The following is a 23,876-nucleotide window of genomic DNA, read 5'->3' as shown; positions in this document are numbered from 1 at the left end:
TCTCGCACCATGTGTGAGTACTGGTTTTTTCATTACTGCTGCTCGATTCAAGACATACCTTCCGAGACTTTCTCTGCGCCGCCTAGTTTGAAGAGCAGGATGCCGCCCACGATCACGAGTACACCCAGCAAATGATGGAGCGTAAATGGAACCTGTTTGAGTCCCAGCCACCCCAGAGAATCCCACAGGAGGGCAAACCCGAGCTGTGATGTCAGAACGATTGAAATGGCAAACGTAGGGCCAAGTCGACGGACTGCCTGCACAATACATGTCACGACTCCCACCCCGATCAATCCACTGAACCAGAACCAGGGCTGCATTTGCGAAAGGGCAAAGATTCCTCCCCCCTCAAAGACCAGCCCCATCGTCAAGGAGGCCAAAAAGCCCATGCCCAGGACGAGTGTGGTCGTAGCCCAAGATCCTACCCGCTCATTCACCTTGCTGTTGAATATATTTTGCAAACTGATAAACGAGCCCGCTATCAGTGCCAATACCATCCCCAAAACCATGATTGCTCTACTCCTTTTCGCTGAATGATCCTGGCTGCATTTCGTAAATATTGTGACGTGCCAGCTTTCGCAATCCTTCTACGTCCTTCACCAGGACCAACCCTTTACTCCGCTCAATCAGGCCCTCTGCGCAAAACTGCCGAAGCACCCGATTCAGATGACGGTAGCTGGTCCCGAGAAGATTGGCCGCGTCCATCATGCTCGTTGTGTCCAATCTGCCTGTCAGCTCTGTATCCGTATCGTCAAAAGATACGGAGAGCAAGTAACTGGCCAAGCGCACTTCCACCGGATACATCAGATTGAAGCTCATCGAGGACGACTTGACGTAAAACTTCCGCGTAATATGATCCAGGAGAAACTGGAGCAGCTGCGGATCGCTTTTTCCGTATTTGTGCAGCCAACGATGTCCGACGCCCAGCATCAAAACGGGAGAGACCGCCTCCACGGTATTGACGATATCCGTTCCTCGGACGTACTCGATGTCCCCGATCAGCTCGAGTGGAGTCTTGAAGGAAAGAATCAGCGTTTTTCCTTCCTCCGAAGTGGTGTACACCTTCAGCTTTCCTTTTAACAGTACGTACAAATTTTGCGGGACTTCTCCTTGCGAGCAGATGAGCTCTCCTTGCTCAAAGCTGTATAAGCCGACATGCGGCTTGATTCGCTCGTTAAATACCGCTTGCAATTGATGCTCTTGCAAATAATGCTGCAGCAGCTTCCGATCCAACACTTCTTTCATGACATCGTTCCCCTCTACCTACGCCGTCCATAGCCTACTTGTATTATAGCTTTAGTATGACTACGCCTGCGATCATCATCGCGATGCCGATAAACTGTGGCAGCCGCATCTTTTTCTTCATCACGCCAAACCACCCGTTGCTGTCGATCACAAAAGTCAGGCACAGCTGGGAGATGAGCAGGGCAGATACAGTCAGTGTCACGCCTACTTGCTTCATCGCCGTGATATTGCTAAAAATAATGAGGGCAGCGAAGGCTCCTCCTGCCAAATACCACGGCTTTACCTGGCGAAAGCCGCTCCAGCTGCCATCCCGGACGAGCAGCAAGATCAGGAGCGCCGCCACGAACCCGGTAAGCTGGGTAATCGTAGCCGTCTGCCAAGTGCCTATGCTCTGACTGATACGCGCGTTTGCAACTCCTTGCAGGGTGAGAAATGCCCCACCTGCTACGGCAAAGATACTTCCTTTCACGATGCTGTTCCCTCCACTCGTTTTTCCTTTATTAAAGGATAGTTTCCGAAAGGGAGGAAGGACATATGTCCTCAGGATGCAAAAAACCGCAAGTCGGGCACGTTACCATCGTGCCGAACTTGCGGTTCCTCACCGACAACCTCTGATTTCCTTTTCACCCTACCGATTCTGTGTCTGCTTCGTCCGATAAAACTCATTGAACAGCTTCATCAAAGCCCGCTTCTCGATCCTTGACACGTACGAACGGGAGATGCCCAACTCACGTGCAATTTCCCGCTGTGTCTTCTCTTTGTCCTGATCCAGGCCAAACCTGCCGATGATCACTTCTTTTTCCCGATCATCGAGGATATGGATGTGCTGATAAATCTTGTTGGACTCCAGCTTGAGCTGCACCGCGTCCACCACTTCGTCCGTTTCCGTCCCGAGAACGTCAATCAGGGTGATTTCATTCCCTTCCTTGTCGGTTCCGATCGGGTCGTGCAGCGAGACGTCTTTCTTGGTCTTCTTCAAGCTGCGAAGATGCATGAGGATTTCATTTTCAATACAACGCGCTGCGTACGTAGCCAGCTTGGTGCCTTTCTCCACCTGATAGCTCTCGATCGCCTTGATCAGGCCGATGGTGCCGATGGAGATGAGGTCTTCACTGTCTTCACCGGTGTTCTCGAACTTTTTGACAATGTGGGCGACCAGCCGCAGATTATGCTCGATCAGCTTGTTGCGAGCGTACGGATCGCCTTTTGCCATTAGTCGTAAGTACTTTTCTTCCTCCGTGTCAGGGAGCGGTTGGGGAAAAGCGTTGTTCTTGACATACGCCACGAACATCAAAAGTTCCTTGAAAACCAACGAAAGTGCCGCAAAAATGCTGGACATGGCTGCCACCTCCACGTCTGGGATAGCTTACTCCTATGCTTATGTGGGCGGCAGCCCATATGTGCATGTACGACATTTCCCACTACCACAAAAATGAAAAAACAAGCCCCACTGGCAACCTAGGGCTTGTCCTCTGATTTCAACAAAGTCAACGTAGAACCAATTGCCCATCACTGACTTCATTGCATACTGGTTACCTACACTAATTTTTGTTCTAGTTCAAGTAAATAACTTCTCGCCATTGTTAGTTCATCAGAATTGTTTAAAAAACATTCAAAAGACAAATATCCTCGATATCCATTACTGTTTAATGAATCCACTATGGTTTTAAAATCGATATGCCCAAATCCAGGAATTAATCGGTTAGAGTCAGATAAATGTACATATCCAATTAGATCACTATATTTTTTTAGTTCTTCTACGACATTTTGTTCTTCAATGTTCGTATGAAAAGTGTCCACTAAAATAGATAAAGCTGAAGAGCTGGCATGCATACACGCCTTAGCTATTTGAGATATCTTGTTAAATAGAAAGGATTCATACCGATTAATTGGCTCAACATATATTTTTAGATTGTTACATTCTGCATAATCTCCAATTTCGCCCAATATTTCTCCAAATTCTTCGACATCACTGTCCCGAATAATAGTTCTAGGATGTAATACTCCTAATGTTTTTGAAGTCCCAAATGAGGGCACGACAATCAAACCAGGCGAATTAATTTCTGCGCAATGCAATATTAATTCCTTAATACTATTGATCGTACCTTTTCGCTCGTCATAATTTTCGGAAAATAAATCCCCTTCGTAACCGGCACAAACGGCACTGATATTAATTGTAGTTGAATGGATTACACGGCTAATTTCCTTTAACCTATCCTTTAGTCCAAAACCCCATAATTCAATTCCAGCAAACTGCTTTTGCTCGAGCCAGTCTACCTTTTCTTTTAAAGAACTACCGGGCACTAAATGTTCTTGGCAGGACAACTTCATTAATTTATCCCTCCCAACTAAAAAAATTTATATATCACTTGTTATTCCGACGTGTGCTGAGATACCTCCATCAATTGTATAAGAGGCACCATTTATGTATCCACTATGTGGACCAACAAGATGCACAATTAATGAGGCAACTTCCTCAGGCATGGCTACTCTCTTTACCGGGCTTTTTTGAAGAACTCGGTCCATGTAATCATTTATTTTATCTGTTTGCACACCAAGAGCAGTATCAACATAACCTGGACAGATTGCATTTGCTGTAATACCATACTGCCCCCATTCAGCAGCAATTGTTTTTGTATAACCAACCATGGCATGCTTTGACGCTACATAGGTAGAAGAATGAGCAGAGCCCAGCAAACCTTGGATTGAAGCAACATTAATAATTCTTCCAAATTCTAAATTCTTCATTTTAGGGAGTAGTCTACGGCAAAAATAGAAAATGCTTTTCAAATTCGTATTCATTATCCATTCCCATTCTTCGTCTGTAACCTGATCAATCCGATGAAAAGGACCACCTACTCCAGCATTATTCACCAATATTGTAGGGACTCCAAATTCATTTTCAATCGTTTTAATCGCATTCTCAACATGTTCTACATTTCCGACATCACATTTAATAGCAATTGAGTTACCCCCACTGTTAAGGATATTATTAGAAATTCGTTGAGCATTTTCCAAATTTACATCGAGTACACCAACAGAAATCCCTTCTGCAGCGAGAAAGTTTGCAGTTGCAGCTCCAATCCCGCGTCCAGCTCCAGTAACGATTGCAATTTTTTCCATTATTAACTCCCTTATAAAACACCTTTAGAAGGCAATATTTTTATTTCATCAATTCGTACATGAATTGGTTTTCTCACAATATCTACCACTGCTTCTGCAATATCTTCTGGTTGCAGCATATCAGAAGGATTAAATCCTTCACGTTCATTCCACATACCCGTGTAGACAGCTCCAGCGTTTATGATTGATACTCTTACATTTTGTTCTTTCCATTCTTCATTACATATCTTAGAAAAGCCTCGTACGGCGTACTTTGAAGCTCCGTAAGCTCCGTTTTCTTTAATAGGAATATAGCCAGAGACGCTCCCGATATTTATAATGCGTCCACCTCTTCCTTTCATAAGCTTAAAAGCCTCTTTGCTACACAAAAATAATCCTGACATGTTCGTTAAAAAAGCATCATCCCATTCCTTTAATGTAGTTTCCTCAATTGGTTTGAAAACGCTAATTCCAGCATTATTTATTAACACATCTAATTTCCCATAAAGAGTATCCATTCTCTCGAAGACGGCTTGGACATTCTTCTCATCAGTTACATCTAATCTTACTTCCCCAATCTCACCAGATGATATTTTGGAAATGAGATGTGGTTGTTGAGCTTGTCGAGATGTTATCCAAACAGTTGCTCCTTCTTTTGCCAGAAATTTCGCAACTGTGTTTCCTATCCCTCTTGCCCCTCCTGTTATCAGAACAACTTTATCATTCATATCATTTATTAGTCTCCATCCCGAAATTTGTTTGCACATTATTAATTTTTTTAGCTTTGAGCGAATAAGTACACTTATTTATACCGATCTTCTCTTTAATATCGTATTCCCCCCTTCTGGAAATAGGACTAAAGTTCCAGGAAATATTTACTATTATACTAAACGATTCCCTTTATTCAAACAATAGTATTTATTCCGGTAATCGTATGTACCAGAACAACTCGTTCAAGAAGGACATTTATCCATCCTTAATCCAAAAGCATCAAAGAAGCCTTTTCCCCCTAACAAAACTAAGCCCTCTTTCCCATATCGTGTACATATGCGAATGCCGATAATGGTAAGAAAGACCTTTCAACAGCTTTCGAGACAGGATGGGATGCCTATAGAGTGAACACAGCCTTGTTGTCCTTATACTTCTGAGTATCCCTATCAAACTTGTGCAGGGTGATTCTTATGATTGCTTCCGAAATAATCGGCCTGGCAGCCCTTTTGCTCGTCCTGATCTTCTTTTATACTCGTATCCTGTTTCACAAGCTGCGGAGCGTGCTCATTTTGATCCTTGCCTTTGCCAGTGCCGGCTTGGTCGGGTACTCCAGTGCCTCCAGCATCGGGATCGGATGGACAATCAGCCTCGCCATTCTTGTTTTTGCGGGTGTCGCGATCTCCGTCATCTTCCTGCAAAAACAGGAGGATCTGGAAATCGAACAGCAGTTTGAAATCGCACTGAGGTCTGAGCAGCCCTTGCTGATCACGCCGACTGCAGAAGAGGTCGCAGCGCCTATTTGGCAGCAGCGTGAAGAACAACAGCCAATCCACATCACCGCTTCAAATGAGGCAGAGCTTCCTGGCGTGCATCTTGAGGTGCCGGCAGACACGGAGGCCACTTCCGAAGCGAGCAGCACAGGCATTCCTGAGGAAATAGCCAACGATGATCTTGCAATACAAACCGAAGATGGGCAGGTCCCTGCTGTTACTCCGCTCCATGACCTGGATGCTCAGGAGGATACCGTATCGCTGCAGGCGCACCTACCTGCAGATTCTCCACCTGCCAAGGCTGAAACGGAACTTTTGCCGGAGAACCGCACTCGAATCCAAGCCCTGTCGGCAGAGGCGGAGATTGCCTTGCAGCATAGCGATTATTTGCGTGCGTATCAATCCTTGCGAGAGGCTCTGCGGTACAATCCCCCGATAACGGCCACTTACATATTGAGCAAGCAACTGGTTCAAGTATTGAACGAAATGGGGTTATATGAAGAGAGCATCTCCGTCATGGAGAAAGTATTGAGCGATAACCCTGCGCTTTCCCGGAAAAAACGGGAAGACTTCAGCAAGCACATCTCCTATCTTGAAGCATTAATCCAGGAGCTGCAGCTCGAAAATAAACGGAACTTGTCTTGGTCGCTCGTTCCACCCGCTATTCACGATAAAGTCGTCACACATTTTCGCACCTTACTTGCAGGCAGCAATGACCGTTCTACAGCCATTCCATTTCACTAGAGGAGCAACGTCATGAAACAGACCAAAGAAGTCTTGGGCAAACCTATCATCAGCATCTTGGCAGGAAAAGAAATCGGAAAGGTTAAGAGCTTTGTCATCAACCCTGAGCAGCGCAGCATCGAATTCATCGTCGTCCAAAATGACCAATGGGATTTCGGTATCAAAGCCGTACCATTCAAGTTAGTGGAAGGTCTCGGCGATTACGCCGTCACCATTGATTCTGAAAATGCCGTCATTGACTTGGCTGACATTCCGATTGCCAACGAGCTGTTGAGCAAGAATATTCAAATCAAAGGAACCCGTATCATCTCGCGCAAGGGTCATCATCTGGGGCAGATTGCGGAGTACTACTTTGATCCTGCAACCGGAAAGATCTTGGGTTGCATGTTGGACCAGCCAGACACTCCTTTCGTGTTGCCAGAAGCATCGGTCATAACTTTCGGCAAGGAAATCACTGTCATCTCCGACGAAGGGGAGCAGCCACTCGTGTCCGACGAGTTTTTCCGTCAGGCAATGAGCGGGATTGAACCTGCCTCAGTCGGAGAGGCTGCCGTCACGCAAGAGCCCGTCTCCTCTGCGGTAGATGACCTGGACCTGGAAGAATTGATCGGCAAAACCTTGTCCGCGAGCTTGTACGATCCAGCTGGAGAGCTCCTAGCAGCAGAAGGCTCAGAGATTACCGCGCAGCTCGTGAATCAGGCAAAAGCAATGGGCAGCAACAAGGCATTGGAGCTGGCTCTAAAGGCTGCAGAATAAAACAGGGTGCTACCTCCTGCATACGAAACGACCTCGTTCGGCTATCGGCAATTGGCAAACGAGGTCTTTTTCCATTTGTATATATTTGGTAAAATAATGAAAAGGAAGATGGGAGGCCCGATATGCTGGATTTTGGTGCTGTGTCGCTTGAGTGGGGCACAATGATTACTCAAATGCTCATCTTCACCTTGCTTGCTGGCATGCTGCTGGTGCCGATTCTGCTCGTTGTGGAAATGAGCAGAAGAAAGAGCAGCCGCAATCAATGGAAGAAAAGCATGGAAACGCTGGAAAAGCGAATAGAAGCATTAGAAAAAGAGAGAAATCTACCAAAACAATAAAACCGCTCCCCGGGGAATTATCCCTTTTGGAAGCGGTTCTTTCCTTATACAGGTACCATTACGCTTTTGACCATATGGCTGTACAGATGACCGCTCACCATGATCGTACCGTCCTGCCGATACCCGATGGATTCATACAGCTTGCGCGCACGCTGGTTATCTTCATCCACCAGCAAGGCGATTTTTTCATGTCCTCTGCGTTCACTTTCCTCTTCAAAAGCATTCAACAGAGCTTTGCCGATGCCTTTTCCTCTGGAATCCCCGCTCACTACGACGGTATCCAGATAAAATTCATCGTCACGCGCCTCTTTCACAATATGTGGTGTTTCGCCGGTTACACGTTTTACATGCTCTTCAAAAGGACGATCCAGCCTCTGTGTCTGGCTGCCGTGGTAAAACAGCGCTAAACCAACGGGCTTGTCCTTATCCATGGCGATTACAGCATTCTCGTAGCTAAGCCGATTGCCTGTCTGGGCGAAAAATTGGCTCATGACCCGAATGACCTCATTTGGCTCTGTCGCCCCTGTAAGTGAGTGAGCAATATCTCCAATGGCTTCATAGATGAGCGGCGCTGCAAAGTCTGCATCCGTAGGGGTTGCTCTGCGAATCATGCTCGTATCCTCCTTTAGTCACGGTAGCTTCCTTCTAGCGTTCACTCTCTATTTTGTCACATCCTTCTTCACAGGTCGAGACGCACAGGACAACTGTCACAGAACCATAATAATGAAACCGCTCCCAATTTGGAGCGGTTCCCTTCTTCACCCAATCATTTTCTCGATGGTCAGTTGGCGTTCATAGCGCAAATCCAAGAATTCACTGCTTCTGCGTACCAAAGGACGCATCGGCTCATCCGGATGAATCAAAATGACTTCCACTTCTTCCCCGTTGCTTAAGCGAGCACGTGCCCCCACATACAGCAGCGCAATATACCTCACAAACTGGGAGACGATCTCAATGTTCAGCTTGCCGCCGCACGCTTCCTTCCACAGGAGCTGGGCCGCCTCAAAGGGGGACGTCCTCTCCTTGTATACGCGGTCTGAGCAGATTGCATCAAACATATCAGCGACTGCCAGCACCTGACATTCGACAGGGATCTCATTGCCGATCCGTTTCTGCGGGTACCCCGTTCCGTCCAGCCTCTCGTGATGCATCAGGGCACATTGAGCGAGCAGCTCCGAGCCGCCCTCCATCTCCATGATCATTTGATAGCCGTAGACCGTATGCTTCTGCATTTCCGCAAATTCTTCATCTGTCAGCTTGCCTGGCTTGAGCAATATTTCCTTGGGTACGCGCATTTTCCCCAAATCATGGAGAAACCCTGCCGTCCCCATAAAGGCGATCCGATCTTCACTCCATTTCATCAGGCGAGCGATCAGGGAACAGAGAATGCCGACGTTCAGCGAGTGGCGATAGGTGTAGCTGTCTGCCCCTTCCAGCACATATAGGGAACGAAACAATCCCAGCTGCTTCATGGATTGCTCCGCTACTTCGCTAAAAATTTCCGAAAACTTTTCCAAGTGTGAAGCCCCACTTTGGCTGACCTGATCAAATACGGAGCGGGTCTTGTCCAGCGCTTGAACGTAGGCCGCAATCGTCTCTTCATCCGCGTCCAGTTCCAAGAGTTGGCTTGTGATGTGCTCCCCAGTCCCCTCCGAGAGGACCTGGCGCACTTCCACTTCTCTGATGCGCTGTTTTTGCAGGAGCTGAACATGAGCAGATGTAAGAATCGTTTCTTGAGGCAGAAGCAGGATCCCATTTTCCGTATAGAGATCTACGGCTATTGTTTTTCCTACTAGCGAATTGTCTACTGGGGCCAAAGACATAGGATCAACCTTTCACACTCTTTTTCTAAATTATAGAAAGGAAGGATGCCAGTGACAATCTATTTTTTGAGAAAATTCCAAACTTTATTCCCATGGGGGACGTTCTGCGGACTCATTACATATGCTAAAAGGCGTAGTGATAGGTGATTCAAGGAGGGACATCCGTCATATGACGATTCTGTACATCACTCCGAAAGCTTGGAAGCAGATCGAGACAGCTGTAAGAAAAGACCCCTCGGTCGAAACCGGAGGGGTGATGATGGGCTATCCCATGGATAATAATCGATGGGTCGTAACCTATGCGAGCGAGCCTGGCCCCAAAGCTATACAACTGCCTAAGTCTGTCTATTTTGACGACGGCCATCTGAACAAGCTCGTTCGTAAATTAAGCAAAACCCGCCAATGGCAATACCTTGGAGATTGGCATAGTCATACGATCAAGCGGCTTTCTCCCAGTAAAGGCGACAAGAAGACCATCCTGGAAAAAGCTACGCAGTCCATATATGCATCTTCCTCGCCGCTCATGCTGATTGTCGGCTTGGGAAGGCAAAACCAAGTGCAGGCAAGAGGCTTCATTCTGGGGAATTCCCTGCGTGAGGTCGGGAAGATTGAACTGTTTGATCGGCAAGTTCATCAACCACGCGGCGAAACAGCTCCGTAGCCTGATTTCTGCCCCAGCTCGGCTGATTTTCTGCAACGACGCAGATTGCATATTGTGGTTGATCATACGGCGCATAGCCGATAAACCAAAGGTGGTTCAGCGATTGGCTGTCGTCCCCTGTCTGTGCGGTCCCGGTCTTTCCGGCAGCCTCCCAGGAAGCGCCGCTCACCGCTTGCCCCGTACCATCTGTGACCACCTTCCGCATCATCTTACGCAGCTTGCTCGCCGTGACGTAATCAATTCCTTGAACAGGAAGAGTCTGCAGGGGAAACTGATGAAAGGCTTGGCCGTTGCGGTAACTAATTTCTTTGACGAGACGGACCTGTGTCGGCTGGCCTCCTCGCAAGATGGCTACGACCATATTTGCCGCTTGCAGGGGGGTCATCCGTACATCCCGCTGACCGATTGCTGTCTGGATCAGGACGCCTTCGTCCTTTCGGGATACACTTTTTGCGAAGATGGCTCCACGCTCCTCCCCATCCACCTGCTTGAAGCCATCCAGCTTAAACAGGTGAGAGGTGACATGCCCAGCCAGCTCAGACAAGCCCAATCTCCGTGCATATTCCTCCAGCTTTTCCCCGCCTACTCGATTGGCAATCTGTGCAAAAGCGATATTGCAAGATTGAGCATACGCTTCCTCCATGGTCACACTGCCGTGGCCATCTTTTTTCCAGCAAGAAAAATGGTACTTTCCATAATCGCCCGTACACGTAAAGCGTTCCGTAGGGGAGACGATCCCTTCCGCCAAAGCTGCGGCAGCTACCACGGTTTTAAAGATGGAACCAGGCGGCAGCTGCTTCACGGCTCGATTTTTCCAGTCGTCTGTCTTCCCGTCCACTTTGGTCTGATCGTACTTGGGTCGACTCACAATCGCGCGAATATCGCCAGTTTGGGCATCCAATACCACCATGCTCCCTTTTGTCAGCCCTACCTCATCGGCGATACGCTCCATTCTGCGCTGGATGCTTACATCGAGTGTAGTCGTGAGGGAGAGTGGATAGTACTCGTTATTCTGTTTCGAGTAACGAATGTCCAGCCCACGCAGCGGCTTTCCTTGCCCATCTACGTAGTAGGACAGGATAGATGGTTCCACGCCCTGCAAGAAACGATCAAAGCTGCGTTCCAGACCTGAGGCTCCGATCATGCTGTCCGCATTCATCTTTCCCGTCTTCCACTCATCCGGATACAGTGACTCCACCAATGCCGGATTCTGATTGATAAAGCCGATGACATGTTTGGCAACCTCTTCCTGCCGGTACCTCTCTGTCATGGCTAACGCAACAATCCCGGGGATCGATAGGGCATTGATTTGTTCTGCCTGGCTCTCGGAGAGCGCGACGAGACGGCCATTTTCATCCCTCAAAAACAAAGGGGCCTTTGCTTTTTCCATGATGTCTGTCAAGCGTTCTGTCGGTTGGGAAACGACCTGCGCCACTTTGGTCAATCCATCGGTCCCCTCCAGACTTCCTCGCGCCAATGGAAAGAGAATCAGCGCCCGATGCTCTTCACCTGTAAAGGCGTACCCGTTGTGATCACGTATATCCCCACGCCCGCTGTGGAGCACGATACTCTGCTGTCGTTGCTTGACAGAATTCTTGACCAAGTCAATTCCGCGTTTGGTAAAGCGATGAGGGGCTCCCAGCTGGATCCACCACAGCCGCGCGATCAATCCGATCCAGATCAGCGTCATTCCGAGCAAGACCAGAAAGTGCCGCCGTTTCAACCGCCGTTCCAGTTGCATCGAATTTCCCTCCCTGGCTTTTTTATCCAGTATTGCCCGTTTCAAAGGGAGGGAAACGAGCGCATGAAAAAACACGCCGACATATGCGGCGTGCACGGAGACTTACTTATTGGCCAGCTGCTGCCTATGGCGCAGGATGTTGCTGATTTTGGTAGACAGCAGATCAAGCGCGACGAGGTTGTATCCGCCTTCTGGAATGATCACGTCGGCATATCGTTTCGTCGGCTCGATAAATTGCAGGTGCATCGGCCGCACGACATTTAAGTACTGATTGACCACAGAATCCAGCGAACGCCCCCGTTCTTCAATATCGCGGGCGATTCGGCGCACAATCCGAACATCTGCATCCGTATCCACAAACACTTTGATATCCATCAGATCCCGAATCCGTTCATCCTCCAAAATCAGCATCCCTTCCAGGATAATGACATCCTTTGGGTCGATCCGAATGGTTTCTTTTTTTCTCGTATGTTCTTTGAAATCGTAAATGGGCTTTTCAATGGCCTTGCCTTGCAGCAAATCCTGCAGGTGGGAAAGCATCAGGTCATTGTCAAAAGCCAAGGGATGATCGTAGTTGGTCAAGTACCGTTCTTCCATTTCCAGGTGGTCTTGATTCTTGTAGTAGGAGTCCTGCTCGATCATCGTTACACTATCATTTTGAAACTGGCGAAACAATTCTCTGGCGACGGTTGTCTTGCCAGATCCACTGCCTCCAGCTACCCCAATCAACACGGGGTTGCGCATGCCTCATATCCCCTTCCCTATTTGGCATCCAGGCAATCTCTACCTCGGATTGTGATCATATTGTGTCTTGCTTCTTCTTTTTCAGGCTGACTGCAAGTCCGTCTCCTACCGGAATCATGGTCGTCTCCAGCTGCGGATGTTCCATCAAAAGCGTATTGTAGGCGTGCAGCTTTTCAATCATCGGTCGTTGGCGCTTGCTAGCTTCGTCCGGTGTCGCGACCAATCCCCGGAACAACACATTATCGCTAATCACCAATCCTCCGTCACGCAGCAAAGGAAGATACAGATCGAGGAAAGCCCGATATTGGCCTTTGGCCGCATCAATAAACAAGCAGTCAAATTGATACGTATCTGGCAGCCCTAATGTGGCATCTCGCAGCAGGATCTCCACGCGTTCGGAAACGCCTGCTTCTGCGATATTGGTCCGCGCTCGTCCCAATCGTTCCTCATCGATGTCCATGGTGACGATACGCGCTTCTGGCGCAGCCTCAGCCAGCCAGATGGTAGAATAGCCAATCGCAGTTCCTACTTCGAGAATGGATTTTGGCTGATGCAGCAAAAGCAGCATTCGCATGACTTGTGCGGAGGGAAGCTGAACGATCGGAATGTTTTCAACTGCCGCTTCCTGCTCCAGGCGTGCAAGCAGCTTAGAACGCTCGGGAACCAGTCCCGACACGTAGTCATCTATGGCCGGATTGGTAATCATCTTTTCACTCCTCTATCTTGCAACCGAATTATTATAGCATACCTCTAAAAGAAAAACTTCTTTAAGATGCCGCTATCCATACGACGATTTCTTCCTTTTTCGCAAAAACTCGGCTGAGAGATCCGTTCATAAAAACAGAGGAAACCTGGTTAGTTTCCTCTGCTTTTTGCATTATTCGCGTTGTGCTCCTCCAGTGTACGAGAGAAGTAATGCTCCGAAGTTCCGTCTTTTTTCGTGACATAGAAAAAGTAGTCGTGCTTGGCTGGCTTCACGACGGCCTCGAGAGATGCCCGTCCCGGATTGGCAATGGGCCCTGGCGGCAGTCCCGGATTCGTGTACGTATTGTACGGACTATTCACTTTCAGATCCTCATAAGTCAAGCGGTCACGCTGCTTGCCCAAGACAAACTGCACGGTGGCGTCCGCTTGCAATGGCCATTTGTCCCGGATCCGATTGTAGTAAACGCCTGCTACGATCGGCCTTTCCTTGTCAACTGTCACTTCTCGCTCGATGATCGATGCGAGATTGACGGCCTGATCCAGCGTCAGCTTTTGCTGCTTCAGCTCGTTGGTCCACTGGGGCTGCCATTCCTTTTGGAACTGGGCCAGCATCCGTGAAACGACTTCATGTGCTGTCGCATCTTTTTTCACCTCGTACGTTTCCGGGAACAAGTAACCTTCCAGGCGGTGCTTCCGTTCTTTGCTGGCAGGAATTTGAGCGACAAAGGGATATTCCGGGAATGCTCCTTGATCCACTTCCTTCAAAAAGTCCGCCTTCGTTACGATGCCTTCTTTGTCCAAATGGTCGGCGATTTGCTCGATGTTCCAGCCTTCTGGTATGGTAAACCGCTTTGCGCTGACAATCGTTTTGCCTTCGGTCATATTCTGCAGCAAAGCATCAATGGTTTGTCCGGTTGTAAACTGGTATTCCCCGGCTTTGAGGGCAGGGCCCACCCCTTTATACTTCACATAGTTGCTGAACAGATCTGCATTTCGGATTAATCCCGCTTCCTCCAGCAATCGTCCGATTTCTCGCACGGAGGATCCTGACGGGATCGTTACGTTTTTGGCGGCTTGTTCACCTTCGACCGGCTGCAACTGCTGATAGGCGTACAAGGCTGTTCCCCCTACAGCCACAACCATCAGCAAAAAGAGCGCGATGATCAAGCGGAAAAATCCTCCGCCTCGTCTGCGGCGCATCGCAGCTGGTCGATCCGCCTGACGATCAGGCTTCACTGACATGGGTTTCAAGTTCGAAATCCTCCCTTTAGGGTCTCTACTCTCGATCCTAACCATTATACAGGAGGGTTGTCTACCTTGTCACTCTGTAGCAAATTCTGGCGAAATGCCCCACATTTTTATGCCTCTAACTGACCACTGCAATGAGTTGCTGTGTATATGGATGTCTTTGAGGAGAATACAGATCCCTGCTTTCAAACTGGTCGACGATCCGTCCATTCTGGATGATCATCATACGGTCGCTCAGCATGCGCACTGCAGCCAAATCGTGGGAGATGAATAGGTAAGACATCCCCAGCTTCTCCTTTAATTCTTGTAACAATCGCAGGATTTGCGCTTGCATATAGACATCGAGGCTGGAGGTAGGCTCATCACAGATCAGCAGTCTGGGGCCAAGGCTGATTCCGCGGGCAATCGCAACACGCTGCCTCTGTCCTCCGCTCAGTTCGTGCGGGTATCGATCCAAATGCTGCTCTTCCAGCCCTACGATTTCCAACAACTTTTGCGCCGTTTCTCTTCGCGAGTGACGCACGTCTGCCAAAATCGGAGGAACCACAAGAGGAAAATTATCCAGCGGTTCCAAGACTGAGCGCCATATGGGGATGCGCTGATTGAGAGACGAGGTCGGGTCCTGGAATACCACTTGGATATGCTGCCGAAGCTCCCGCATAGCGCACCCTTCCTTTTCAAAAAGAGAGGTGCCCATACAGAAGACTTTTCCTTGATCGGGCTTTTCCAGTCCGAGAACAATGCGGGACAAGGTACTTTTTCCGCTCCCGCTCTCCCCTACGACCCCCACGCATTCTCCCGCGAGTATATGAAAAGTTACATCTTGCAATGCGCTGACACCATTTGCCCGCTTTCCATACGATTTGCATACTCCCTCAACAGATACCAGCTTTTCCACCTTTCCTCCTCCTCCGATCAAAACTTTCGCATGGGCTGTAGCCCGATTCGATTCGCTGGTTACTCGCAAAATGGACTTCTGGCAAAGGTGGTTTCGCGTCAAGCAGCATTTGAGTATACGGATGCTCCGGGTGTTTTTGGATCATCTGGGCGGTTTGCTGTTCAAGGATTTTGCCATCTTTCATCACCGCAACTCGATCCGCTCGCTTCAGTACCTGCCTCAAATCATGGGAAATCATGAGAACAGCACAGCCTGTTTGGCGCTGTAGTTTGACAAGCAAATCGAGCACCACCTCCCCGCTCCATACATCAAGAGCCGTGGTTACCTCATCCGCAATCAAAAGTTTTGGCTGGAGCATCATTGCTGCAGCAAGCGCCGTGCGCTGCATTTGCCCTCCGCTCAATTGAAAGGGATAGCTGTCGTAAACACGTTCAGCGGGCAATCCAACCTGCGTGAGCCATTCCATCGCGCTCTTCTTCGACTCATTTTTCGATACGGTTTGATGAGTCCGCAACGTCTCTATCAGTTGATCCCCTATTTTCAAGAAGGGGGTAAAACTGCTTTGATAGTCTTGAAAGACGAAGCCGATCTCTTTTCCGAGCAAGGCCCGCCTTTTTTTATCCGGCACAGATAGGATGTCGTGCCCTTCAAAGATTATGCGGCCCTTGCTCACGTGAATAGACCTCGGCAGCAGGCCTAAAACCGCATTTGCTGTCATACTTTTTCCACTCCCGCTTTCTCCAACCAGGGCCAGCGTCTCCCCTCGCTGTATCGCAAAACTAACGCTTGTGAGAATGGTTTGAAAGCTGTGCCCATTACTCGCTTTCATATGCAGATCACAAACTTCTATGACCGAATCCAGTGATCCGGATTCTCCTAGTACGTCTAGCTTCATGCAGCTCCCCTCTTCTGCTCAAAATCGATTTCGGACGTCCAAACGATCTCGCAGGCCTTCTCCAATCAAGTTACAAGAAATGACAACTACCATGATCGCGATACCCGGATAAAGCATCAAGGTAGGAACCGTTTGAAAATAAGGACGGCCGTCGTTCAGCATGGCTCCCCACTCCGGAGCTGGCGGTTGTGCTCCCAACCCTAAATAGGACAGAGAAGAAATGGTCAAAATGATCTTTCCCACATCCAAAGCTGCTAGCACAATCACAGGGGACATGATCTGAGGCAGCAAATGTCTCCAAAGAATCGTCCACGTACTGCTGCCTGCTACACGTGCTGCCAGAACGTATTCCTTTTCCTTTTCAGACAAGACAATGCTCCTAACGACCCGGGCATAACCGATCCACTTGACGAGCAAGATCGACAGCATCATGTTTAGCAGGGTTGGCCCCAGAAAGCCAGCGATCGCAATGGCCAGGATGAACTCTGGCAATGCTCCTACCCCGTCCACCAGTCTCATCATTACGGCATCCAACCGACCGCCTACATACCCGGAAATCAAACCTAGAGGTACACCGATCACCGCTACAGTTACGATCACGAGCATGGATATTCCGAGAGTAATTTGGGCACCCTCCACCAGTCTGGAAAAAAGACAACGCCCCAGATGATCTGTCCCGAGCGGATAATTCCAGCTGGGGGGCAGTAGCCGCTCATCCATCCGCGCAATATGCGGATCATTCTGAACCAGGTACGGTCCAATCAATGTCACCAGAACAATGAGCCCCATCAAACAGAGCCCGTACATCATCATCGAGTCCTGTTTTCTCCTGATGCTCATTCTCGTTCGCTCCTTCCCAGACGAATTCGCGGATCCAGCCAGCCATAAGCGATATCGACCAGCAAATTCACAATGACCACAAAAACACCTGTCATCAGGATGTATCCCTGAACGACTGGATAATCTCTTTGAAAGATGGCTTCGACCACCATGCTTCCAACTCCCGGCCATGAAAAAAGAGTCTCAACTACGACGGAGCCTGCCAGCAGACTCCCCATGCTCATACCGAAAACCGTTAGGACGGGCAGAAGAGCTGCCCTCAATGCATGGCGCAAGAATATCCGCCATTCCGCAATACCTCTCGCCCTCGCCGCGCGTATGTACTCCTGAGAAAGGCTCTCGATTAGACCCGCTCGCAGCATTCGGGCATAGACGGCAGCCATCGCAAAACCGAGGGTTAGAGAAGGCAGGATAAGCGTCTCTACGCCACCTTTACCCATCGTAGGGAGCCAGCTAAGCTTCCATGCAAACGTATAGATTAGCAATAACCCCATCCAAAAACTGGGGATCGAAGCTCCGATCAACGCAATGATACGTCCAGCATGATCTGGCCATTTATTTGGATATTTGGCAGCCAACAGCCCTAGAGGCAGGGCAATCATCGTCATAACCACCAGCCCTCCGAAGGTGAGCAGAATCGTAAGCGGCAATCGGTCCATCAGCTCATCAAGGACGGGCTTTCCTTTGATGTACGATTCTCCGAAGTCGAGCCTCAGGATACCGAATACCCATCGTCCATACTGCACCAGCATAGGCTGATCAAAGCCAAGCTCTTTGTGAAGCATTTCTTCGTCTGCCTGCGTGACATGCATTTCATCAAATTGGAGCATAGCCAGCACAGGGTCTCCAGGAGCCAGCTTCATCAACGCAAAAGTTAGCAAAGATAACAAGAACAGGACCAAAATGAGTTGCAGCAGGCGTGCTTTGATCAAGGCAAACACAGCTACTTCACATCCATCCTGTTGGTTACGATATAGTAATCATCCGCGCCAGGCTTCCAGTCCGTTACTCGTTTATTTCTTCCGACGATGTTATTGGGATACACGACAAAGGATTGCAGTACTTCATCATTGATAGCAACCACTGCCTCTTTTGTAAGCTGGACACGTTTCGTTACATGTGAGGTAGCGTTTAAACGCGCAATGACTTCATTCACTTTGTCAGAGCTCAAATTGCTCGGATTTAACGCACCACCCGAAACAAATGCCGAATTAAGATAGAATCCCCCGTCGCCACGTGGAGCACTTACGTTACTGTACGTCACCAGATCCCAATCCTTGTTTTCACGCAAGTATGTATCAATGTTTTCTACCATCTTGACGTCCATATCGACCCCGATTTTCGCCGCCTCCGACTGCAGGATTTGGGCGATTAGTGGCAATTCCGGCCTGCCTTTGTAGGTAAGCAGCTGCAACACGAGCGGGGTTCCGTTTTTGGACAGCTTGCCGTCCGCTCCCGCTTGATAACCGGCTTCTTCCAGCAGCTTCTTGGCTTCCATTGCATGCAGCGATTGAATCGCGTCCTCGCTTCCGAATGGCAGGCTGGTATGAAATGGCCCGTTAGCGGGCTTTGCATGCCCGAGCATGATGTCCTTGGCTACGCTTTCCCTATCCAGCAAAAGATCAAACGCTCTCCTGATTTTGACGTCTTGAACGAGCGGCTTTTGCTGATTGTAGAGCAAGTAATGAACCCGCAAGCTCGGTACCGAATCTACAGTAAGCGAACTGTCTTGTCGGATCGCCTCGACCGTTTCCGCCGGAACTTGGTAGACAATGTCCGCTTCTTTTGATTGCAAAGCAAGCGCCCTCACATTTCCATCCTCGTTGAACTTGAAATCAATTTCCTCCACCTTCGCCTTCCCGTTCCAGTACCCTTCGTATCGTTGCAAAGAGATGGCTATATTGGGGGTAAATTGTTTCACCTGAAACGGTCCTGTTCCGACCGGCCCATCGTTAAATACTTTCGTTCCCATCTTTTTTTCCGCTTCCACACTGATGATGGACGCATACGGACTCACCAATTCAGACGGCAATGCCGGGTGAGGCTCGGTTGTCACTATTTTCAGCTCCTGGCCGTTCGCCTCCATCGATGATAATTTCAAAGCTGCTGAAAGTGGTTTGCTTGCGGACACAGCCCGTTCCAGGGAAGCTTTGACTGCCCCTGCATCCAGTTTGGTCCCATCTTGAAAAGTCACCCCATCACGAATGGTAAAAGCCCAGGTATGGTCATTGATTGCCTCCCATTTGCTCGCAAGCCACGGTTTGATCACCAGCTTCTCATCCAACCGCACCAAGGTTTCCACGACCCCCGCTCTTAGAGGCGTATAACTGTTGCTCGGATCCAGGCTTCCGCTTTTGAAATTCATCATGATGGTTACTTTCTTTCTGTCTCCCTCACCGCTCGCCTCTGACTTTTGCTCCCTGACTAGACCATTGGTACCGCCACCTTCTTGACTCTGAGAGCATCCTGCCAACGCAAAGGAGACTGCAAAGAGTAGGGTAAAGAGGGACATCCATTTCCCCCTTTTTCTACGCATCCAAGCATTCATGGTTTTGTCAATGTCCTTTCCATGTGTGTTTTCGACCGCGGATGAAGTATGTACCATAAGCGTTCCTTCCCCCCTTCTCCTTCTTATGATTCATTTCCCGGCGCACAAAGCGTAATCATTCTTATTTGATGACAAAACTTAGACTAAAGGAGAATGATGGAAAAGTCAATACAAATCATAATCATTACGATTTAATGCACAAAAAAAAGAGGGCATAAAGCCCTCTTTTCTACTTCCCAATCTCTTAAATACCGTCTTTCTCCAAATCCGCAATCAGCGTTTCGAAAGTGGCTTCTACTTGCTCCCACTCTTCGTCGTCTTCGATTGGCTGGAGCATGTCTGTACCGTCGTAGCGCAGGAAGTGAACTTCATACTCTTCTTCTTCTTCCTGATCCACTGGTACCAGCACCAGATAGCTGCGATCTTCAATGTCAAAAATGTACATGATCCGGAAGTCGCGAGGCTCATCGGTACCTTCTTCCGTAAGGGCAATCACATCGCCCACTTCAAACTCCTCAATCATCTCTTCACTCATTGTGGTCACCTCGATTTCGCGTCCAAAAATCCTTGCAGGATCAATGTGGCCGCCATTTTGTCTATTACCGTCTTGCGTTTCTGACGGCTGACGTCAGCGGAGATCAACATGCGCTCCGCTGCCATCGTCGTCAGTCGTTCGTCCCACATGTGGACAGGAAGAGAGGTGCGTTCCTCAAGCAGTCTGCCAAATGCCTGGCACATCTCCGCCCGCGGGCCGATCGTCCCATTCATGTTTTTTGGCAGACCAACAACAATTGCGCCGACCTGATATTGTGCAATCAACTCGTGCAAGCGAGCAAAATCCTTTTCCTTGGACTGTCTCTTGATTGTTTCTACCCCTTGGGCAGTCCAACCGAGCTCGTCGCTGACCGCAACTCCTATCGTTTTATCGCCAACATCCAATCCCAGTACTCTCGTCATATAGGCAGGCTTACTTGCGCTCTGACAAGTAAACGGTCACCAACTCTTCTATGATTTTGTCCCGTTCCAATTTGCCAATTAGGCTGCGCGCGTTGTTGTGGCGTGGGATAAACGCCGGGTCGCCAGAAAGCAAGTAACCGACGATCTGGGTGATCGGGTTGTACCCTTTTTCCTGCAGGGCTTTGTACACCTCTGTTAATGTCTCTTGCACATCCGCCGCATTCGCTTCCTTTGGCACCGTGAATTTCATGGTATTATCCAACGAACTCACAATCAACACCTCGATTTCATTTGAGACTTCTGACCCTACTTGCTACCATACTTATTCGACTTGGGTCGACCCTACTCCTTGTCGATTTCGCAATTTTTTCGTCCCGCTGTCACTTATTTCGTCACTGCTTGACTCTTTACGAACTCGGCCACTGCATCCAACGCTTCCTGCAGCTTGGACGGATCTTTACCGCCAGCCTGCGCCATATCAGGACGACCGCCACCGCCGCCGCCGCAACGAGACGCCACCTCTTTAATGATCTTACCCGCGTGGATGCCCTGGTCCATCAGGTCTTTGGTCACCCCGGCTACGAGGTTCACCTTGTCACCATCTACAGCACCCAGAACGATGACAGCCGAGCCCAGCTTGTTTTTCAGCTCGTCCACCATGCCGCGCAGATTATCCATATCGACTGCGGATACACGAGCAGCCAGTACATTCATGCCATCCACTTGCTGCAATTGATCCGTCAGGGAAGCCGCTTCGATGTTGCCCAATTTGGCACGCAACGATTCGTTCTCACGCTGAGCTTCTTTCAATTGCTGTTGCAGGCCTTCCACACGAGCTGGAGCTTCTGCAATCACGGGAGCCTTCAATGCGTTGGCCACTTCTTTCAGCGTAGCAAATTGCTGGTTCAGGAACTGATATGCGCCACGGCCGGTAACCGCCTCGATACGTCTGGTACCTGCACCGATACCGCTCTCGCTCACCAGCTTGAACAGACCGATTTCCGCGGTGTTGTTCACATGGCAGCCGCCGCACAGCTCCAAGCTGTAGTCGCCTACTTTTACGACGCGTACGATATCGCCGTATTTTTCGCCGAACAACGCCATTGCGCCCATTGCTTTTGCTTCAGCCAGTGCTTTGTTTGCGATCTCCACAGTGAGGTTCTCCCACACTTTTTCGTTGACGATCGCTTCGATGCGCTCCAGCTCTTCTGCTGTAATCGCACTGATGTGCGTGAAGTCAAAGCGAAGTCTTTCAGGAGCTACCAGAGACCCCGCCTGATTGACGTGCGTACCCAGCACATCCTTCAGCGCCTGGTGCAAGAGGTGTGTTGCGGTATGGTTTTTCGTGATGGCCAGACGCGCTTCACGGTTTACCTCTGCACGCACTTCGTCGCCTTTGCGCAAGGTACCGGCTTCCACGGTAACGGAATGAACGTTTTGGCCCTTTGGACCTTTTTGAACGTCCGTTACACGTGCTTTCACGGAATCCGAAATCAGATAGCCTTCGTCGTTGATCTGTCCGCCGCTCTCTGCATAGAACGGTGTCCGGCTCAGGACGACTTGAACCGTCTGTCCTTCTTCTGCCTCGTCTGTCAGTTGGTTGTCGAAAATGATCGCTTCCACTTTACCTGTTGCTACCAATTCAGTATAACCAACAAATTCGCTCGTAACCGTCAGCTCGGACAATGGACCGCCCTGAATCTGCATGCTGTCCACATCCTGACGAGCTGCGCGCGCGCGTTCACGCTGTTCTTCCATCGCTTGATCGAAGCCATCGCGATCTACAGTCAATCCTTGCTCGTCCGCAAAGTCTTCTGTCAGGTCAACCGGGAATCCGTACGTATCGTACATTTTGAACACGTCTTGACCGGAAAGCTGTGCTTTGCCTTCCGCTTTGGCATTCTTCACCATTTCGGAGAGGATAGCCAATCCATCGTTCAAAGTCTCGTGGAAGCGCTCTTCTTCCGCACGAATGACTTTTTCGATGAATTCGCGTTTTTGCACCACTTCTGGGTAGAATTCGCCCATCATTGTGCCCACTGTTTCAGTCAGGCTGTAGAGGAACGGCTTTTCCACGCCCAACTTTTTCCCCATGCGCACAGCGCGACGCAGCAAGCGACGGATGACATAGCCGCGACCTTCGTTGGAAGGCAATGCACCGTCCCCGATGGCAAAGGCCACCGTACGTGCGTGGTCTGCGATCACTTTCAGCGCGACGTCCATCTCAGGGCTTGTTTTGTATGCCACACCGGAGATTTTGCTCGTTTCTTCGATCAGCGGGAACAACAGGTCTGTTTCGAAGTTGTTGTCCACGCCTTGGATGATCGAAGCCATGCGCTCGAGACCCATCCCGGTATCGATGTTTTTCTTCGGCAATGGCGTGTAGGTGCCGTCCGGATTGTGGTTGAACTGGGAGAACACCAGGTTCCACACTTCCAGATAGCGTTCATTTTCGCCGCCAGGGTACAGCTCAGGATCATTCGGATCGTTTCCGAATGCTTCGCCGCGATCGTAGAAGATTTCCGTGTTCGGACCGCTCGGACCTTCCCCGATGTCCCAGAAGTTGCCTTCCAGCTTCACGATGCGCTCAGCAGGAACGCCGATTTTTTTGTTCCAGTACTCATATGCTTCTTCGTCTTCCGGGTGAATCGTGACGGAGAGCAGCTCTGGATCAAAGCCGATCCATTTTGGACTGGTCAAGAATTCCCATGCCCACTCAATGGCTTCCTCTTTGAAATAGTCGCCGATGGAGAAGTTCCCCAGCATCTCAAAGAACGTATGGTGGCGAGCAGTGCGGCCTACGTTTTCGATATCGTTGGTACGAATGGATTTTTGCGAGTTGGTGATGCGCGGGTTGTCTGGAATGATGCGGCCGTCAAAGTACTTCTTGAGGGTCGCTACGCCACTGTTGATCCACAGCAGCGATGGATCGTCGATGGGAACCAAGGGAGCGCTTGGCTCAATACGATGTCCTTTTTCAACAAAGAAGTCCAAGAACATGCGGCGGATTTGATTGCCTGTCAGTTTCTTCATTTACATTCTCCTCTAATGAAAAATAAAAAAAGCCCCCATCCCCTCAGGGACGAGAACTGTTTTTCTCGCGGTACCACCCTGCTTACAGGCCCTTGATGCGTTAAACCAAAGCCAATG

26 protein-coding genes are annotated in these 23,876 nt (G+C 49.4%); 4 read left to right on the top strand and 22 right to left on the bottom strand.

The features are described from left to right. Window positions 1–47: 47 nt before the first annotated feature. From JNE38_RS10340 to JNE38_RS10310, 7 genes are all read right to left on the bottom strand, one after another. Window positions 48–509 (bottom strand): DMT family transporter, encoded by a 462-nt coding sequence (locus tag JNE38_RS10340; protein WP_203356474.1) that lies wholly within the window; start codon window positions 507–509, stop codon window positions 48–50. 7 nt (window positions 510–516) lie between these two features. After that, window positions 517–1,245, bottom strand: a complete 729-nt coding sequence (locus JNE38_RS10335; protein ID WP_203356473.1) for a Crp/Fnr family transcriptional regulator — start codon at window positions 1,243–1,245, stop codon at window positions 517–519. A gap of 43 nt (window positions 1,246–1,288) precedes the next feature. Further along, a complete protein-coding gene (locus tag JNE38_RS10330) occupies window positions 1,289–1,714 on the bottom strand; it encodes a DMT family transporter (protein WP_203356472.1) in 426 nt (141 codons plus the stop codon). 159 nt (window positions 1,715–1,873) lie between these two features. After that, a complete protein-coding gene (sigK, locus tag JNE38_RS10325; RefSeq protein ID WP_203356471.1) occupies window positions 1,874–2,584 on the bottom strand; it encodes an RNA polymerase sporulation sigma factor SigK in 711 nt (236 codons plus the stop codon). Between the two features lie 197 nt (window positions 2,585–2,781). Further along, complete coding sequence (locus JNE38_RS10320; RefSeq protein WP_203356470.1) at window positions 2,782–3,576, bottom strand: sugar phosphate isomerase/epimerase family protein; 795 nt, start codon at window positions 3,574–3,576, stop codon at window positions 2,782–2,784. Window positions 3,577–3,603: 27 nt separating this feature from the next. After that, window positions 3,604–4,368 carry an SDR family NAD(P)-dependent oxidoreductase gene (locus JNE38_RS10315; protein WP_203356469.1) on the bottom strand — a complete coding sequence of 255 codons (765 nt, stop codon included), beginning with the start codon at window positions 4,366–4,368 and terminating at the stop codon, window positions 3,604–3,606. An 11-nt stretch (window positions 4,369–4,379) separates the two neighbouring features. Next, complete coding sequence (locus tag JNE38_RS10310; RefSeq protein WP_238933612.1) at window positions 4,380–5,075, bottom strand: SDR family oxidoreductase; 696 nt, start codon at window positions 5,073–5,075, stop codon at window positions 4,380–4,382. Window positions 5,076–5,528: 453 nt separating this feature from the next. Here JNE38_RS10310 and JNE38_RS10305 point away from each other — a divergent pair, with 453 nt between their 5' ends. The 3 genes from JNE38_RS10305 to JNE38_RS30590 all read left to right on the top strand — a co-directional run bounded on the left by JNE38_RS10305 (window position 5,529) and on the right by JNE38_RS30590 (window position 7,666). Next, window positions 5,529–6,572 (top strand): tetratricopeptide repeat protein, encoded by a 1,044-nt coding sequence (locus JNE38_RS10305; RefSeq protein ID WP_203356467.1) that lies wholly within the window; start codon window positions 5,529–5,531, stop codon window positions 6,570–6,572. 12 nt (window positions 6,573–6,584) lie between these two features. Next, entirely contained in the window at window positions 6,585–7,328 is a 744-nt protein-coding gene (locus JNE38_RS10300; protein ID WP_203356466.1) for a PRC-barrel domain-containing protein, read from the top strand. 122 nt (window positions 7,329–7,450) lie between these two features. Further along, window positions 7,451–7,666 carry a hypothetical protein gene (locus JNE38_RS30590; RefSeq protein WP_238933611.1) on the top strand — a complete coding sequence of 72 codons (216 nt, stop codon included), beginning with the start codon at window positions 7,451–7,453 and terminating at the stop codon, window positions 7,664–7,666. Between the two features lie 44 nt (window positions 7,667–7,710). Here the strand turns inward: JNE38_RS30590 and JNE38_RS10290 are convergent, their stop codons facing one another. Further along, window positions 7,711–8,277, bottom strand: a complete 567-nt coding sequence (locus tag JNE38_RS10290; RefSeq protein WP_203356465.1) for a GNAT family N-acetyltransferase — start codon at window positions 8,275–8,277, stop codon at window positions 7,711–7,713. Window positions 8,278–8,424: 147 nt separating this feature from the next. Further along, on the bottom strand, window positions 8,425–9,489 hold the full coding sequence (locus JNE38_RS10285) for an HD-GYP domain-containing protein (protein WP_203356464.1): 1,065 nt from the start codon (window positions 9,487–9,489) through the stop codon (window positions 8,425–8,427). Window positions 9,490–9,658: 169 nt separating this feature from the next. On the opposite strand from JNE38_RS10285, the gene JNE38_RS10280 reads away from it, so the two are divergent. Next, the gene (locus JNE38_RS10280) at window positions 9,659–10,150 is read left to right on the top strand and encodes a Mov34/MPN/PAD-1 family protein (protein ID WP_203356463.1); all 492 of its coding nucleotides are present in this window, start codon (window positions 9,659–9,661) and stop codon (window positions 10,148–10,150) included. Here the strand turns inward: JNE38_RS10280 and JNE38_RS10275 are convergent. The 13 genes from JNE38_RS10275 to alaS form a co-directional block, all read right to left on the bottom strand. Beyond that, window positions 10,062–11,891: a peptidoglycan D,D-transpeptidase FtsI family protein gene (locus JNE38_RS10275; RefSeq protein WP_203356462.1), complete on the bottom strand. Its 1,830-nt coding sequence runs from the start codon at window positions 11,889–11,891 to the stop codon at window positions 10,062–10,064. The two genes, JNE38_RS10280 and JNE38_RS10275, sit on opposite strands and share 89 nt — an antisense overlap. 102 nt (window positions 11,892–11,993) lie before the next feature. After that, window positions 11,994–12,635 carry a uridine kinase gene (gene udk / locus JNE38_RS10270; RefSeq protein ID WP_203356461.1) on the bottom strand — a complete coding sequence of 214 codons (642 nt, stop codon included), beginning with the start codon at window positions 12,633–12,635 and terminating at the stop codon, window positions 11,994–11,996. A 55-nt stretch (window positions 12,636–12,690) separates the two neighbouring features. Next, complete coding sequence (locus JNE38_RS10265; RefSeq protein ID WP_203356460.1) at window positions 12,691–13,341, bottom strand: O-methyltransferase; 651 nt, start codon at window positions 13,339–13,341, stop codon at window positions 12,691–12,693. A 149-nt stretch (window positions 13,342–13,490) separates the two neighbouring features. Beyond that, window positions 13,491–14,591 carry an endolytic transglycosylase MltG gene (gene mltG / locus JNE38_RS10260; protein WP_238933610.1) on the bottom strand — a complete coding sequence of 367 codons (1,101 nt, stop codon included), beginning with the start codon at window positions 14,589–14,591 and terminating at the stop codon, window positions 13,491–13,493. 115 nt (window positions 14,592–14,706) lie between these two features. Further along, on the bottom strand, window positions 14,707–15,486 hold the full coding sequence (locus JNE38_RS10255; RefSeq protein ID WP_203356459.1) for an ABC transporter ATP-binding protein: 780 nt from the start codon (window positions 15,484–15,486) through the stop codon (window positions 14,707–14,709). Continuing rightward, the gene (locus tag JNE38_RS10250; protein ID WP_203356458.1) at window positions 15,464–16,381 is read right to left on the bottom strand and encodes an ATP-binding cassette domain-containing protein; all 918 of its coding nucleotides are present in this window, start codon (window positions 16,379–16,381) and stop codon (window positions 15,464–15,466) included. The genes JNE38_RS10255 and JNE38_RS10250 overlap by 23 nt, the downstream gene beginning before the upstream one ends. Window positions 16,382–16,399: 18 nt before the next feature. After that, entirely contained in the window at window positions 16,400–17,221 is an 822-nt protein-coding gene (nikC, locus tag JNE38_RS10245; protein WP_203356457.1) for a nickel transporter permease, read from the bottom strand. Continuing rightward, window positions 17,218–18,162: a nickel ABC transporter permease gene (gene nikB, locus JNE38_RS10240; protein ID WP_238933609.1), complete on the bottom strand. Its 945-nt coding sequence runs from the start codon at window positions 18,160–18,162 to the stop codon at window positions 17,218–17,220. The genes nikC and nikB overlap by 4 nt, the downstream gene beginning before the upstream one ends. 2 nt (window positions 18,163–18,164) lie before the next feature. Further along, window positions 18,165–19,733 carry a nickel ABC transporter substrate-binding protein gene (nikA, locus tag JNE38_RS10235; RefSeq protein ID WP_238933608.1) on the bottom strand — a complete coding sequence of 523 codons (1,569 nt, stop codon included), beginning with the start codon at window positions 19,731–19,733 and terminating at the stop codon, window positions 18,165–18,167. 280 nt (window positions 19,734–20,013) lie between these two features. Continuing rightward, the gene (locus JNE38_RS10230; protein ID WP_203356456.1) at window positions 20,014–20,304 is read right to left on the bottom strand and encodes a DUF1292 domain-containing protein; all 291 of its coding nucleotides are present in this window, start codon (window positions 20,302–20,304) and stop codon (window positions 20,014–20,016) included. A 5-nt stretch (window positions 20,305–20,309) separates the two neighbouring features. Then, window positions 20,310–20,726: a Holliday junction resolvase RuvX gene (gene ruvX / locus JNE38_RS10225; RefSeq protein ID WP_203356455.1), complete on the bottom strand. Its 417-nt coding sequence runs from the start codon at window positions 20,724–20,726 to the stop codon at window positions 20,310–20,312. Between the two features lie 10 nt (window positions 20,727–20,736). Then, window positions 20,737–20,997 carry an IreB family regulatory phosphoprotein gene (locus JNE38_RS10220; RefSeq protein ID WP_007727936.1) on the bottom strand — a complete coding sequence of 87 codons (261 nt, stop codon included), beginning with the start codon at window positions 20,995–20,997 and terminating at the stop codon, window positions 20,737–20,739. A 113-nt stretch (window positions 20,998–21,110) separates the two neighbouring features. Next, window positions 21,111–23,759: an alanine--tRNA ligase gene (gene alaS / locus JNE38_RS10215; RefSeq protein WP_203356454.1), complete on the bottom strand. Its 2,649-nt coding sequence runs from the start codon at window positions 23,757–23,759 to the stop codon at window positions 21,111–21,113. Between the last annotated feature and the right edge of the window lie 117 nt (window positions 23,760–23,876).

Source organism: Brevibacillus choshinensis (genome assembly GCF_016811915.1).
Classification (GTDB): Bacteria; Bacillota; Bacilli; order Brevibacillales; family Brevibacillaceae; genus Brevibacillus; species Brevibacillus choshinensis_A.
The sequence above is the reverse complement of the archived record's forward strand: the minus strand, read 5'-3'. Positions and strand labels throughout refer to the sequence as shown.